At 71.3% G+C, this 14514-nt stretch carries 12 protein-coding genes; 11 read left to right on the top strand and 1 reads right to left on the bottom strand.

The features are described 5' to 3' along the window. Positions 1–2: 2 nt before the first annotated feature. From OG992_RS15825 to ahcY, 11 genes are all read left to right on the top strand, one after another. Positions 3–4430 (top strand): toxin glutamine deamidase domain-containing protein, encoded by a 4428-nt coding sequence (locus OG992_RS15825; protein ID WP_266303622.1) that lies wholly within the window; start codon positions 3–5, stop codon positions 4428–4430. Further along, positions 4430–4870, top strand: coding sequence for a hypothetical protein (locus OG992_RS15820; RefSeq protein ID WP_266303621.1), 441 nt, complete (start codon positions 4430–4432; stop codon positions 4868–4870). Before OG992_RS15825 ends, OG992_RS15820 begins: the two co-directional genes overlap by 1 nt. A 62-nt stretch (positions 4871–4932) precedes the next feature. After that, positions 4933–5181: a hypothetical protein gene (locus OG992_RS15815; RefSeq protein WP_266303620.1), complete on the top strand. Its 249-nt coding sequence runs from the start codon at positions 4933–4935 to the stop codon at positions 5179–5181. Between the two features lie 98 nt (positions 5182–5279). Next, the gene (gene nfi / locus OG992_RS15810; protein WP_266305211.1) at positions 5280–5984 is read left to right on the top strand and encodes a deoxyribonuclease V; all 705 of its coding nucleotides are present in this window, start codon (positions 5280–5282) and stop codon (positions 5982–5984) included. Between the two features lie 151 nt (positions 5985–6135). Next, complete coding sequence (locus OG992_RS15805) at positions 6136–7197, top strand: hypothetical protein (RefSeq protein WP_266303619.1); 1062 nt, start codon at positions 6136–6138, stop codon at positions 7195–7197. 69 nt (positions 7198–7266) lie between these two features. Continuing rightward, positions 7267–8652 (top strand): phosphomannomutase/phosphoglucomutase, encoded by a 1386-nt coding sequence (locus tag OG992_RS15800; protein WP_266303618.1) that lies wholly within the window; start codon positions 7267–7269, stop codon positions 8650–8652. A 61-nt stretch (positions 8653–8713) separates the two neighbouring features. Then, positions 8714–8899, top strand: coding sequence for a Trm112 family protein (locus tag OG992_RS15795; RefSeq protein WP_091394023.1), 186 nt, complete (start codon positions 8714–8716; stop codon positions 8897–8899). Continuing rightward, positions 8896–10095, top strand: coding sequence for an SIS domain-containing protein (locus OG992_RS15790; RefSeq protein ID WP_210784502.1), 1200 nt, complete (start codon positions 8896–8898; stop codon positions 10093–10095). Before OG992_RS15795 ends, OG992_RS15790 begins: the two co-directional genes overlap by 4 nt. 67 nt (positions 10096–10162) lie before the next feature. Further along, on the top strand, positions 10163–11170 hold the full coding sequence (locus tag OG992_RS15785) for a cation diffusion facilitator family transporter (RefSeq protein WP_266303617.1): 1008 nt from the start codon (positions 10163–10165) through the stop codon (positions 11168–11170). A 3-nt stretch (positions 11171–11173) separates the two neighbouring features. Next, positions 11174–12337, top strand: a complete 1164-nt coding sequence (manA, locus tag OG992_RS15780) for a mannose-6-phosphate isomerase, class I (RefSeq protein WP_266303616.1) — start codon at positions 11174–11176, stop codon at positions 12335–12337. Positions 12338–12616: 279 nt separating this feature from the next. Next, positions 12617–14116 (top strand): adenosylhomocysteinase, encoded by a 1500-nt coding sequence (gene ahcY / locus OG992_RS15775; RefSeq protein ID WP_238683534.1) that lies wholly within the window; start codon positions 12617–12619, stop codon positions 14114–14116. A gap of 185 nt (positions 14117–14301) precedes the next feature. On the opposite strand, the gene OG992_RS15770 is transcribed toward ahcY, so the two are convergent. Further along, positions 14302–14448 (bottom strand): hypothetical protein, encoded by a 147-nt coding sequence (locus OG992_RS15770; RefSeq protein WP_238683533.1) that lies wholly within the window; start codon positions 14446–14448, stop codon positions 14302–14304. Positions 14449–14514 lie beyond the last annotated feature (66 nt).

Here is a 14514-nt window from a genome sequence, read left to right as displayed (position 1 = left end):
CGATGAGCGTGCTGCCGAGCCCCATCCCGCACCCCCTGGACTACGCGCCGTGGGACGTGCCCGGCTGGATCTACGAGGCCCTCGACTGGGTGGTCGGCGTGCAGTGGCCGGAGGGCAACGAGCGGGCCGTCTGGGACGTCGCCGACCAGTGGTACGCGGTCGCCTCCGTGCTCGCCGGGCCGCACGCCGACGCCGCCGCGGCCGCCGTCGAGGTGCGCAACGGGTACGGCGGTGTCGGGGCTGTCGACGCGGCGTTCGAGGCGGCCTGGCGGGGGATCGCCGAGGGCGCCGACGCCCCGCTGCCCGTGCTGCTCGCGGTCACCGCCGACCTGGGCCGACTGGTCGAGGAGTGCGGTTGCGACATCGAGGGCGCCAAGCTGGAAGTCTGGATCGAGCTGGGCATCCTGGTCATCGAGCTTCTCACAGTGGCGGTGGCGGCGGTGTTGACCGCCGGTGCGGCAACCCCGGCCGCCGGCGCGGCGATCACCGCGACGCGACTGCTGGTCCAACAGATCTTCAAGCGGCTGATGGGCCAACTGGCCAGCAAGTCCCTCAAGCATGGGCTCAAGGAGGCCGGCGAGCGGGCCGCCAAGGACGTCGCCCGAGGTGGCGCACGCGGGCTCGCCAAGCGAGCCGCCCGTGGCGGGCTGGAGGAGGCCGCCGAGGAGGCCGGGGTCACCCTGGCCACCCAGGCGTACCAGAACTCCACCGGGCGGGCACACGGCCTGGACCTGACCGATCTCGGCGCCTCGGCGGTCGGTGGCCTGGCCGGCGGGGCGGTGGCGCCGCTGGCCGGCCTGGGTCGGCACGCGACCGGGCGAGCGGCGAAAGTCGGGGAGCACCTGGGGCGGGAGATGACCGGCGAGGTGCTCGCCGACAGCGCGGCGAGCCTGGCCACCGGTCAGGGCCTGACCTCGATGGAGGACGTGGCGCGCGCCGCCGCGTCCGGGGCCACCGGTTCGGCGACCGGGCAGACCGACCACGCGCTACGCGCCCGGCTCGACGCACAGGCCAACGCCCTCGCCGGAGCATCGTTCACGGGCCCCTCCCTCCCGGCCGTGCTGCCCGTCGCGGCTGACGCGGTCTCTGCGGGAGCGTCTCCCTCCGTCGGGGTCTCGTCTGCTGCGGCCTCGGCTGCGGCGGGGGCTGCTTCTGCGGGGGCTGCCGGTGGTGTGGCCTCGGGTGGTCTGGTGACGGCTGCGAGCATTCCGATGCAGGCGACGGAGAGCGTTGCCACCACGCCGCCGAACCAGTCGGCTGCGCCGACGACACCGGCTGTCGAGCAGTCACGGGGAGCCGGGCTGGCGTCTCCGATCGCGCCCGACGTGCAGACGTCGTCACCGATGCCGGTTGGCGGGGTGTCCGACGTGGACGCGGCGGATCGTTCGGTACGCGCGTCCGAGGTGACTCCGTCGACGGGTGGGTCGTTCGGCGACAGAGCGGGCGTCCCACACCCGGCCGACCCCGTGCCCTCGGCGACGACCACCACCCCGGCCACGTCGGCGGTGGATGTCGGTCCCGTCGCGTCGGCTTCGGCTGCCGATCCGGCCACCTCGGCGGTGGCTGACCCGAGTCGGCCTGTGGTGGGTGCCGATCCGAGGCTTTCGTCGGCGTCCGCGCCCGTGGTCGGTCCCCTCGAATCGGGCGGGCCGGCTGCCACCGGTGCGCCGCCGGCCCACCCCGGCAGCTCACCGCACCCCACCACCTCCGGACCGACCGCCTGGTCTCCGACGACTGGACCCTCCGCGCCGACGATCAACCCCGGGCTGGCGGCGCCGGTCACCTTCGGCGTCCCGAGCACCACCAACGGGCCGCTACCGGTCGCCTCCACCCCACCGGCGGTGGGTCGGTTCGCCGTGCCCTCGCGTGTCCCCACCCGGGCGACGCCCGCACCGGTGCGAGCGCCCGACCATCCCGCCCGGGGAAGGGCGTCGATCCCCGTCGACGTGGCAGCGTTCGGCGCCCCGACGGTGCGCGAGCCGGAGACCAACGACTCGTACGCGGCGCAGTGGGCCGCTGCGGCGGAAGCCGCCGAGCGGCAGCGCTACCAGGACCACTACGAATCGGTGCGGATCGGGTTCGAGAACAACCGCCGGCAGGCCGAAGCCGCCCGACTGCGCACCCGCGCCGTGGAGCACGATCGGCGAGCCGTCGAGTACGCCACCTACGCCCGGCAACTGCACCAGGCCGGCAACCGGCAGTGGGCCGACGGCTGGCAGCGCGCCGCGAACGAGGAAACTCGCGCGTACGCCGAATGGCGTGACCTGGCAGACGCGGTGCTGGCCGGCACCACGGCCCCGCCGGTAGTGGACATCAGCGCCACCTTCGAGCACGCCAACCGTGACGTGGGCGCGCTTGCGCTCGGCGCTGTGGAAACTACCGGTCCGTCCATGCTCACCGGCGACGACGATCCGCCGCCGATCGACGACTCCCGGCCGTACGGGCAGCCCGGAGGACTTCGGCCACCGCTCGCCCTGCACCAGGTCGACGTCGAACGACAGATGCCCCGCGGACCGGACGGCACCGTCACCCGCACCGCCGACCCTCGACACGGCGGCTGGTTCGGGCTGCTCAACGACGGCGGTCCCGCGGCCGACGCCACCCGGGGCATCAACTGCCTGGACTGCACACTGTCGCTGTTCGAGACGTGGGTGCACGGGCGACCCCGCGTGTCGGCGCCCCGAACGTTCGACGGCTACCTCGACGGCGACATCCGGCGCCCCATCCGTGGCGAGGCGGGCGGCCCCGGTCGGGTGGAGGACGTGACCGGCGGGCGCTTCCAGCAACTCCTCGCCCCGGCGTCCGGTCAACGTACGGACACAGCGCAGGCGCGGCAGGCCGCCGACCGGGGCTACCGCAACCTGCACGACCAACTGCTGCTGGGCGGCCATGGCAGTTACTCGTTCCTGGTCACCGAGTGGGCGCACGGCGGTTCGCACGCCTGGGTGGCGCTCAACCAGAACGGCACTGTGCTCTACGTGGACCCGCAGAACGGCGTGGTCCGGGACCGGCCGCTCTACCCTGACGTGGTCGGCATCGACGCGCTGGTGCTGAGCGGAGACGGCAGACCGATGCCGCTTGGCGGACTACCCCGGGGCCGGTTCAGCGAACGGCCCGACCTGCCGGATCACCCGCCGACGCACGACGACGGCGGCCACGGCGACCCGTATATCAACCGGATGTACCTGCTCCTCGACGGCCCCGGCTCGGCCCCTGATGCCGACGCCAACGTTCCAGCGAGCGCCGATCTCGACCAGCCAACACCGGGTGGCGGCCCTGCCCGCGCCGTTCTGTCGGCCAATAGCTTGGACGACGTCTTCGCGGCGGGGGTGACTCCCGTTGAGTTCGCGACCGCCGTCGACCCGCCCACCCTTCGTCGGCTGGTGCCGGACCTGGACGACGCGTCGGCACGGGATCTCGTGCGACTGTTCGCCGACGACCGGGTCCGGGACATGCTCGATAGCGCCAGGCGAGAGCCGCCGCCGAACGAGCCGAACCTGGCCGAGCGGCTGGCGCGGCAGTTGGTGCGACACCCGGACCTGGCGCGCATGATCCAGTCCACGCCTGAACTCGCGAAGTCGCTGACGGCCCGTCCGCTGACCCTGTATCACCTGGCCAGCCACCAGCAGGCCATTGACGTCCTCGCCGAGGTGCTGGACGACGTCGCCCAACAGGAGGCAGCGGAGCCCGGGGTGTTGGGACAGACGATCGGGACCGGTAACGATGTGGATCAACCACAGCCAACGCCACTCACGGACGAGCAGCGGCGGATCAGCGCGAGTATTCGGATTCCGGATGATCCACCGACCCAACCGGGATTCGAGAAGCGTCGCCAGTCTGACCCTTCCTATCGGCAGCAGTACCTCGACGAGCTCTATGCAGCAGCTACCGTTGCTCAGGCGGAGCTGAATCAGTTGGCGACGTCCCTAGCCCTTGTCGGTGATCGTCGGGTCGGTGAGCCCGGGTGGCGTGCCCAGCCCAAGGATCGCCGTCGAGCCGAGGACAAGGTGGCCAAACACCAGGGCGATGCGTCCAAGCTGCTCGACCTGGCCGCCGCGAAGGTCGAGTTCCGCAATCTCGACGACCTCTACGCGGCACTCGAGCGGATACGCGACCACCCTGAGGTCGTGATCGTGAGTTGCCAGGACCGGTTCGTGTCTCCCGAGGACAGTGGTTACCGCGACGTGCAACTTGTCCTGCGGACCCGGAACGGTCACCTTGCGGAGTTTCGCCTGCACCTGACCGCGCTCGACGAGATCGCGGTCTGGGAACATGCGCTGTATGAGGTGCGCCGCGATGTGGATGCGTTGGCCCGGATCGAGGGTCGAGCGTTGACGAGACGCGAGGGAGCGATCGCAGACGGAATCCTTCGTCGCGAGCAACAGGTGTTCTGGCAGGCGCTGCAGTCAACTTACGAGGGGAACGCTTGATGGCCCGAATGCCAGGTCTGGTGCTTCCTTCCTATTACCTGTACTACCAGTCGCCGGTCAAAATCGTGGAAACGCCCGACGGTGGCGCCAGGGTTTGGCGTGTTGCGATCGACACTGGCGCTTGGCAGGAGAAGAACGACCTGTTCAGCGAGATCGTTTTCGACGTCGGAGGTGACGTATTCCGGCGCACTCCTGATGACTTCGTGCAGGAGGTCGAGCGCTTCCGGGCTCATTATCTCGAGGGGGAAGGTCCGATCTTCGCTCTCTACGAGACGGTGCAGGCGGTCAGGGACGTGGCGAAGGCCGAAGATCGTCACCTGACGCCGAAGGAGCAGGCGCTCATTCGTGGAATTCGGCAGCGGACGTTCGTCATGTTCGAGGAGCAGCTTCGCGCGGCCGGTGATCCTGGCGCGGACCCCGACATAGCGAGAGCGAAGTAGGCATGCGTCGCGGATGGACAGACGGAGGGCGGGTCGGTGGCGGGGCCGAATAAGATCGACGCATGGCGAAATCCGGTACGCAGGGCGTCAGGTCCACCGTCTGGGCCTGGCCGGTCGGCATCCTGATCGGTCTGGCGATCGGCATTCCCGTGTTCGGTGCGAAGGGTGGCGTCGCCTTCGGTGTCGCCCTCGGCATTGCCTTCGCGCTCGGCCTGGGTGCGATCAGGGGCCGGGCCGACGGTGACCCCGCTCAAGGTGGCTCGGACGGTAGGGCCGCCGGGGATGGCGCCGACGCCTCGGGCCGAGGGTGATCGACTCCGGTTCCTTGAAGTCGGGGCATCCAAGGCCGTGGGATAGCCCGACTTCCGTGAAGCCGAGTGGATCATGGCGCACGCCGGGCACGCCGGGCATGAACGCCGCGCCGGACGCGGTGGGAGCGGGGACGACAGGGCCGGGCAGTGTTGCCGAGGCGGTGGCCGTACAGGAGGAATTGCGGCCGCTGGTGGACCTGGTCGGGCCGGGGCCGAGCGCGCCCGCGACGGTGGCCGGCCTGGACGTCGCGTACGCCGAGGGTGGTGACCTGCTGGCGGCGGCCGTGACGGTCCTGGACGCCCGGACCCTCGCGGTGGTGGAATCCGCTGTCGGTGTGGGGCGACCCGCGTTCGGATATGTGCCGGGGTTGTTCGCCTTTCGTGAGTTGCCGGCGTTGCTCGCTGCGCTCGACCGGCTGACCGCCGTCCCGGACCTGCTGGTCTGCGACGGGCACGGGTTGGCCCATCCGCGTCGGTTCGGGCTCGCGTGCCACCTGGGGGTGGTCACCGGGTTGCCCGCGATCGGGGTGGCGAAGACGCCACTGGTCGGGGTGTGGGATCCGCCGGCCGCCGAGCGGGGTTCCTGGTCGTCGTTGCGCGACGGTGGTGAGGTCGTCGGTCGGGTGCTGCGGACCCGCGACGGGGTGAAGCCGGTCTTCGTCAGTGTCGGCCATCGGATGAGCCTGGAGAACGCGACAGCGCAGGTGCTCGCGTTGACTCCGCGCTACCGGCTGCCGGAGACCACCCGCACCGCCGACCGGCTGTGCCGCGACGCCCTCGCCGAGGCGCAGCAGGCCCGCTGACTGGCTGGTCAGCCCGGTCATCAGTTGGTCGGCGGGAGGCGCCGTAAACCGTAACGCCGCCCACATGCGGGGCGCTCTATGACCGGTGGGACAGGTGGGCCGGTAGTAGCCTGACCCGCGGACCCCACCCGGGGAGAACGGCGAGGTAATCATGACAGTGCGTCGACGCGTGGCACGGCTCGCGGCGGTCTGCGGTCTTGCGGGCGGCCTGGTGATGCTCGGTGCGTCACCGGCGCTGGCCGATCAGGACTCGGTCCGGGTGGGCGCGGCCAGTAGCTTCGCCGCCGGTGGTTCCGCGCAGGGGGTGAACGTCGCGGTGCGCAAGCGCACCGACGGGTGCGTCCTGTTGCGTACCGCGCTGGGCTTCAGCCTGGAGGGTCTCCAGCCGAACCAGGTGGCGGTCGAGGTCAACGCGGGCGGGCGCTGGTTCCCGGTGGCCGTGACCGGCGGCGCCGGCACCGTGTCGACCGCGCAGACGTCACCCTTGAAGCCGACGCTGTGCAAGGGCAAGGGCATCACGGTGCGGTACCGGGTGGCGTTCGCGGCGGGTTCGCCGGGCGGCCGTCTCGTGGTCAGGGGCGCGGGCATCAGCGCCGCCGGCCAGACGCTGGGTCACGCCACGGACGCGGCGCGGCTGACTGGAGGGCGGGTCACTCCGTCGCCGACTCCGTCGCGGTCGACGAAGCCGACGCCGACTCCGACCCCAACCGAGGTCGCTACCGTCGACGAGGCGGTGAACCCGGCGGCGCAGGGGGGCGTCTCCGCGGCGCCGAACACCACGGCGACGGCCGCCGAATCGTCCGGAGGAGGTTCACCGGTGATGTACTTCGGCATTGTGCTGGTGGCGGTCGGACTGCTGCTCATCGTGCTGCTGTTCCGTCGGTCCCGGCAGGACCGCAAGCCGTCCGACGACGCGCCGGGCACCCTCCCGGGCAACCCCGGTGGCACCACCTACCGCGCCGGGGGTGGGTTGCCGGCCGCGCCCGGTCGCCCCGGTCAGGTGTACGGCCAGCAGCCGCCGGCCGCCGCCTGGGGTGGTGCGGTGCCGTCACCGCGTCCCGCCACCGGCGGGGTTTACGGTGCCCGGCCGGACACCTCCGCCCCGGAGGCCACCCAGCCGATGCCGGGTCGGCCCGACGGTCGCCCGAAGCCCGGTGACCCGCCCACCGACGGTGACGGCCACACCGTGTTCATTCCCCGCCTCCCCGGCTGAGCGGAGGACGGCCCGGCCCTCCGTTAGGCTCAGGATCGGTGTCTAACCTGCGGCCAAGGAGTGGAACACGTGTCTGATCTGTCCCAGATTGTGAAGGCGTACGACGTCCGCGGGACGGTGCCGGACCAGTGGGACGAACGGGCCGCCGAGGCACTGGGCGCCGCCTTCACCCAACTGCTCAACTCCACCGACGAGCCGGGCGACGCCGTCGTCGTCGGGTACGACATGCGGGCCACCTCGCCCGGCCTGGCCGCCGCGTTCGCCGCCGGCGTACGCGCCGAGGGCCGCTCGGTGATCGAGATCGGCCTCGCCTCCACCGACCTGCTCTACTACGCGTCCGGTTCGCTCGACCTGCCCGGCGCGATGTTCACCGCCAGTCACAACCCCGCGCAGTACAACGGCATCAAGATGTGCCGTTCCGGCGCGCGCCCAATCGGCCAGGAGAGCGGCCTGGCCGAGATCCGGGAGCGGGCCCAGGCCCTCCTGGACTCGGGCGACGCTCGTCCCGCCGGTGCGCCGACCCGGCCCGCCGAGCGACGCGACCTGCTCCCCGACTACGCCGGCTACCTGCGCAAGCTGGTCGACCTCTCGGGCATCCGGCCGTTGAAGGTGGTCGTCGACGCCGGCAACGGCATGGGTGGCTTCACCGTTCCGACAGTGCTCGGCGACGCGGCCCTGTCGCCGTTGCCGCTGGAGATCGTGCCGCTCTACTTCGAGTTGGACGGCAGCTTCCCCAACCACGAGGCCAACCCACTCGACCCGGCGAACCTTGTCGACCTCCAGCGCGCGGTGGTCGAGCACGGGGCCGACATCGGGTTGGCCTTCGACGGTGACGCCGACCGGTGCTTCGTGGTGGACGAGCGCGGCGAGCCGGTCTCACCGTCGGCGATCACCGCGCTCGTCGCCGCCCGTGAGTTGGCCAAGCACCCGGGTTCCACGGTGATCCACGGCCTGATCACCTCCAGTGCCGTCGCGGAGATCATCCGGGAGCACGGTGGGCAGCCGGTCGTCGCCCGGGTCGGGCACTCCTTCATCAAGGCGGAGATGGCTCGCACCAACGCCGTCTTCGGCGGCGAGCACTCCGCGCACTACTACTTCCGGGACTTCTGGTTCGCCGACACCGGGATGCTCGCGGCGATGCACACGCTGGCCGCGCTGGGCGAGCAGTCGCTGCCGCTGTCCGTGTTGGCCGGTGAGTACGAGCGCTACATCGCCTCCGGTGAGATCAACTCGACGGTGGTCGACCAGGCGGCGGCGGTGGCCGAGGTGCGCGCCGCGTACCCCGACGCGGTGGCCGACGAGATGGACGGGCTCACCCTGCGTTTCCCCGACGGCGCCTGGTTCAACCTGCGCGCCTCCAACACCGAGCCGCTGCTGCGACTCAACGTCGAGGCGCCCACCCGGGATCGGATGGTCTCGCTCCGGGACGACGTGCTCGACCGCGTTCGCCGATAAGATCGCCTGCGCCGGTCGGCACCGCCGTCGGTCAAGCCGTACACGTGGAAGGAGCCGCGCCATGGCCCTGGATCCGCAGTTGCTCGAGATCCTTGCCTGTCCGGACACGCACCACGCCCCGCTCACCTATGACGCCGAGGCGCAGACGTTGACCTGTACGGAGTGCGGCCGGATCTTCGAGGTCCGCGACGACGTGCCGGTGCTGCTGCTCGACGAGGCGCGCGGCGGCCCCGGGCAGTCCTCATGATCGACGGTACGGCCGGGGTCAGCGGACGCCGGGACGCCGACGAGGCCCTGCTCGACAACCCGCAGGCGTTGGCCGAGGCCGACCCGGGTGGCATGCTCCGGCACACGGCGTCGGCCGGTGCGCAGGTCCGCGAGAGCGCCGCGCTGGCAGCCGAGGCGAACCTCGCGGTGCTCGCCGACGACGGGCGGCCCCGAGCCGTCGTGATCGCCGGCATCGGCACCGCCGGGCGTACCGGGGACGTGCTGGCCACTGTCGCCGGGCCACGCTGCCCGGTCCCGATCATCGGGCACCGCTCCGCTGGCGTACCCGGTTGGGTGGGCGCGGCCGACGTGGTGATCGCGGTGAGCGCGTCCGGACGTAGCCCGGAGGCGCTCGGCGCCGCCGAGGCGGCCCACCGCCGTGGTGCCCGACTCGTCGCCGTGGGTGCCCCGGACTCGCAGTTGCAGTCGATCGCCGAGCAGGCCAGGGCGCCGTTCATCCCGGTGCCCCGGCGTGCTCCGGCCCGGGCCAGCCTCTGGGCGCTCACAGTGCCGGTGCTGCTCGCGGCCCGTTCCCTCGGGCTCGTGAAGGTCAACGAGGCGGACCTGGCCGAGACCGCGGCCCGGCTCGACGCGGACGCCGACCGCTGCCGGTCGGCCGCCGAGTCCTTCGTCAACCCGGCGAAGTCGCTGGCCCTGGGCCTGGCCGGCTCGATCCCGATCGTCTGGGGTTCGTCCCCGCTGGCCACCGTGGCCGCCCGCCGGTTCGGCGACACCCTGTCGGCAAACGCCCGCTACCCGGTGGTCACCGGGGCGCTCGGTGAGGCCGGGCGGGGTCGGGTCGGTCTGCTCGACGGTGTCTTCGGCGGCCTGGCCGAGGGGGAGCGGGACATCTTCGCCGACCCGGCCGACGACGACGACGGTGAGGGCACCCGGCTGCGGTTGGTGCTGCTGCGCGACGGCGGGCTCAACGCCGAGGACGACACCGATGAGCCCCTCGCCGTCGAGGAGCGCCGCGCGGACGCGGTGCAGACCCTCGCCGAGCGCCGTGGCGTGCGGTGCGACGTGGTGACCGCCGAGGGTGGCTCCGCCCTGGAGCGGCTGGCCTCGCTGATCGCGGTACCGGATTTCGCCTCGATCTACCTTGCCCTGGCCCACGGGCTGGACCCGATGGCCGTGCCGGCCATCACCGAGATGAAGGAGCTGTCGAACCAGTGAACGAACGCAATGGGCGGCGCGTCATGCGCGGACCGGGCGGCTTCGTGCGGCGAAGCGGAGCGGTGGCATGAGCGCCAATGGTGGGACGAAGGCGATCGTCGCCGCTTTGCTGGCCAACATCGGCATCGCCGTCACCAAGTTCATCGCGTTCCTGCTCTCCGGCTCGTCGTCGATGCTGGCCGAGGCGGTCCACTCGGTCGCCGACTCCGGTAACCAGGGCCTCCTGCTGCTCGGTGGCAAGCGTGCGAAGCGCGCGGCCACCCCGGAACACCCGTTCGGGTACGGCCGGGAGCGCTACATCTACGCGTTCATCGTGTCCATCGTGCTGTTCAGCATCGGTGGCCTGTTCGCGCTCTACGAGGCGTACCACAAGTGGCATCACAAGGGCGGCATCGAGTCCTGGCACTGGCTGCCGGTGGTGGTGCTGGTGTCGGCGATCATCATGGAGTCGTTCTCCTTCCGGACCGCCATCAAGGAGTCCAACCACGTCCGGGGCAACCAGTCCTGGGTGCGTTTCATCCGTCGCGCCAAGGCGCCGGAGCTGCCGGTGGTGCTCCTGGAGGACTTCGGCGCGCTTGTCGGTCTGGTGTTCGCCCTGTTCGGCGTCACCATGACGTTGATCACCGGCAACGGCGAGTGGGACGCCGCCGGCACCGCGATGATCGGCGTCCTGCTGGTCGTCATCGCCGTCGTGCTGGCCATCGAGACGAAGAGCCTGCTGCTCGGTGAGGGCGCCGAGGCGTCCGAGCTGGCAGCCATCGAACGGGCCGTCACCGACGGCCCCGAGGTGGAGCGGATCATCCACATGAAGACGCTCTACCTGGGCCCGGAAGAGCTGATGGTGGCCGCCAAGATCGCCGTTCCGGAGTGGGAGAGCGCCCACGACCTGGCCCGTGGCATCAACGCCGTCGAGGCGCGGATCCGTGCCGCGGTGCCGATCGCCCGGGTGATCTACCTGGAGCCGGACGTCTACAGCGCCGCTGCCGCCGAGGCCGGCACCGGTGCCGCGGCCGACACCGCGGTACCGCAGCCGCAGGACACGTCGGGCGAGGCGGCCGGGCGGCCCGGGGGCTGACAGGTGGAGCCACTGTACGGGCCGATCCGGGACTACGCCTGGGGCTCGCGCTCGGCCATCGCCCTCCTTCAGGGGCGATCGGTGCCGAGCGCCGGCCCGGAGGCGGAGCTGTGGTTGGGGGCCCACCCGGGCGCTCCGGCCCACGTGGATCGCGCCGGTCTGCGGGTGAGCCTCTGTGACCTGGTGCGGGACGAGCCAGGGCAGTGGCTCGGCCAGCGGGTGTCCGAGCGGTTCGGCAGCCGGCTGCCGTTCCTGCTCAAGGTGCTCGCGGCCGACGCTCCGCTGAGCCTGCAGGCCCACCCGGACGCCGAGCAGGCGCAGGCCGGCTACGCGGCGGAGGTGGGGCGCGCCGAGGGGCAGCGTAACTACTCCGACCCGCACCACAAGCCGGAGTTGCTGGTCGCGCTCACTCCGTTCGAGGCGCTGTGCGGTTTCCGGGATCCGGCGGAGTCGGCCGAGGCGCTCGCCGCGTTCGGCGTACCGGCGTTGGCGCCTGTTGTCGCCGCGTTGCGGGCCGGGCCGGCGGGGTTGCGCACGGCGGTGCGGACGTTGCTCGCCTGGCCGGTGGCCAGGCGTCACGACCTGCTGGCCGCGGTGGCGGCAGCGCCGGCCGACGGCCCGGACGCGGAGCTGACCCGCCGGTTGGCCAAGGCGTACCCGGGGGATCCGGGTGCGCTGGTCGCGCTGCTGTTGCACCACCTGCGGCTGGAGGCGGGGGAGGCGATCTGGATGCCCGCCGGCAACCTGCACGCCTACCTGAGCGGCTGCGGCGTGGAGATCATGGCGGCCAGCGACAACGTGCTGCGCGGCGGCCTGACCCCGAAGCGGGTGGACGTCGACGAGTTGTTGCGGGTGCTGCGCTTCGAGGTGCTCGACGATCCGGTGCGGGCCGCGCAGCCGGTCGGCCCGGGCGTGGACTGGTGGCCCGTGCCGGTGGACGATTTCGCGCTGCACCGGGTCCGGGTCGACGCGGCGGTGCCCTCGGTGACGCTGCCGTTGCCCGGCCCCCGGGTGGTGCTCTGCGCTGGTGGTTCGGTCACCGTGGACGACGGCGCTGGCGCGTTGACGCTGGTCTCGGGGGAGGCGGCGATCGGTACGGCGTTGGGAGCGCCGCTGCGGATCGACGGCGCCGGTGTGGCGTTCGTGGCGACGTCCGGGCTGCGCTGACCTCGCCTCGGGCGAAAGACACAAGTCCGACTTTCCCGGAATAGCTTGACGTCACCCTGGCTGAGTGTGACTCTATGAGTACGCAGCGTTATCGCGACGACGGTCCGAGAACGTGCGGGGGAACCAAACCGGGGGGATGCACGGGGCGGGCGGGACGTGGGCGGGAAAGTCCGTCCATCACCGACCGCCCCGTGCGCTGTCCGCGGACCGTGCCTGATGCCCGTCGCCGACGCGCGTAAGGTGGAGGGTCGGCGCAGACATCGTTCGACAGGAGCTTTCATGACCAGCACCCTCCCGGCGTCCGCCAGCGGCACGCCGTCCGAGGCCCGGCCGAGCACGCTCGCCGACGGCGACTTCAAGGTGGCGGATCTGTCGCTCGCCGAGTTCGGGCGTAAGGAGATCCAGCTCGCCGAGCACGAGATGCCCGGCCTGATGGCGATTCGTCGCGAGTTCGCCGAGGCGCAGCCGCTCGCCGGCGCGCGGATCACCGGCTCCCTGCACATGACCATCCAGACCGCCGTCCTGATCGAGACGTTGGTCGCGCTCGGCGCGCAGGTGCGCTGGGCGTCCTGCAACATCTTCTCCACCCAGGACCACGCCGCCGCGGCGATCGTCGTCGGCCCGGACGGCACCCCCGAGGCTCCGGCCGGGGTTCCGGTGTACGCCTGGAAGGGCGAGACCCTGCCGGAGTACTGGTGGTGCACCGAGCAGGTGCTCGCCTGGCCGGACGGGCAGGGCCCCAACATGATCCTTGACGACGGCGGCGACGCCACCCTGCTCGTACACAAGGGCGCCGAGTTCGAGCGGGCCGGGGCGGTCCCGCCGGTCGAGTCCGCCGACTCCGAGGAGTACGCGGTCATCCTCGAGCTGCTGCACCGCTCGCTCGGCGAGGACGGCCAGCGCTGGACCCGGATCTCCGCCGGCATCAAGGGCGTGACCGAGGAGACCACCACCGGTGTGCACCGGCTTTACGAGATGCACCGGGCTGGCACCCTGCTCTTCCCGGCCATCAACGTCAACGACTCGGTGACCAAGAGCAAGTTCGACAACAAGTACGGCTGCCGGCACTCGCTCATCGACGGCATCAACCGCGCCACCGACGTGCTGATCGGCGGCAAGATGGCGGTCGTCATGGGCTACGGCGACGTGGGCAAGGGCTGCGCCGAGTCGCTGCGCGGCCAGGGCGCCCGGGTCGTGGTGACCGAGGTCGACCCGATCTGCGCGTTGCAGGCCGCGATGGACGGCTACCAGGTCGCCACCCTGGACGACATTGTCGAGCAGGCCGACATCTTCATCACCGCCACCGGCTGCTTCGACGTCATCACCAACGAGCACATGGCGCGGATGAAGCACCAGGCCATCGTCGGCAACATCGGCCACTTCGACAACGAGATCGACATGGCCGGGCTGGCCAAGCGGTCCGACGTCGAGCGGATCAACATCAAGCCGCAGGTCGACCTGTGGCGCTTCGCCGACGGGCACGCCATCATCGTGCTCTCCGAGGGTCGTCTGCTGAACCTGGGCAACGCGACCGGGCACCCGAGCTTCGTCATGTCGAACTCGTTCGCCAACCAGACGATCGCCCAGATCGAGCTCTTCACCAAGACCGAGGAGTACCCGATCGGCGTCTACGTGCTGCCCAAGCACCTGGACGAGAAGGTGGCCCGGCTGCACCTCGGCGCGCTCGGCGCCAAGCTGAGCACGCTGACCAAGGAGCAGGCCGCCTACCTCGGCGTCTCCACGGAGGGTCCGTTCAAGCCGGATCACTACCGCTACTGATCGACGTTTCCGGACCGGGTCGGCTGTTCGCAGCCGGCCCGGTTCGTCGTCTCCGCCCGCCGGCTAGGCCCCATAGCTTTCGCGATCTTGCAGTTTCGGTTGGGGTTTTGCGGCTTTTGGCGCGATATGCCGCAGCAGGAAATGCAAGATCGCGGGTGGGGTGAGGTGGGGTGGGGTGGGGGCGGTTATCTGCGGCGGGTGGGGCGGAACCAGGTCCAGACGCACCAGATCAGCCAGCCGACCGACACGACGGTGGCCAGCGCCCGCAGACGTAGCGCGCTGAGCAGCAGCACCACGGCCAGCACCGCCAACCACGGCAGGAATCCCCTCACGGCGGGGATCCTCCCACAGCCGACCGGCGGCAGACCGGCTGCCGGGCGGTCGTCGGTCCTCGTCAT

The sequence above is a fragment of the Micromonospora sp. NBC_00362 genome (assembly GCF_026342155.1).
GTDB classification, from domain to species: Bacteria; Actinomycetota; Actinomycetes; order Mycobacteriales; family Micromonosporaceae; genus Micromonospora; species Micromonospora hortensis.
This window is presented reverse-complemented; position numbering and strand designations above follow the sequence as displayed.

Coding starts and splice junctions, on each gene's coding strand:
- OG992_RS15825 (WP_266303622.1), top strand. CDS start 3: ATGAGCGTGCTGCCGAGCCCCATCCCGCACCCCCTGGACTACGCGCCG.
- OG992_RS15820 (WP_266303621.1), top strand. CDS start 4,430: ATGGCCCGAATGCCAGGTCTGGTGCTTCCTTCCTATTACCTGTACTAC.
- OG992_RS15815 (WP_266303620.1), top strand. CDS start 4,933: ATGGCGAAATCCGGTACGCAGGGCGTCAGGTCCACCGTCTGGGCCTGG.
- nfi (WP_266305211.1), top strand. CDS start 5,280: ATGAACGCCGCGCCGGACGCGGTGGGAGCGGGGACGACAGGGCCGGGC.
- OG992_RS15805 (WP_266303619.1), top strand. CDS start 6,136: ATGACAGTGCGTCGACGCGTGGCACGGCTCGCGGCGGTCTGCGGTCTT.
- OG992_RS15795 (WP_091394023.1), top strand. CDS start 8,714: ATGGCCCTGGATCCGCAGTTGCTCGAGATCCTTGCCTGTCCGGACACG.
- OG992_RS15790 (WP_210784502.1), top strand. CDS start 8,896: ATGATCGACGGTACGGCCGGGGTCAGCGGACGCCGGGACGCCGACGAG.
- OG992_RS15785 (WP_266303617.1), top strand. CDS start 10,163: ATGAGCGCCAATGGTGGGACGAAGGCGATCGTCGCCGCTTTGCTGGCC.
- ahcY (WP_238683534.1), top strand. CDS start 12,617: ATGACCAGCACCCTCCCGGCGTCCGCCAGCGGCACGCCGTCCGAGGCC.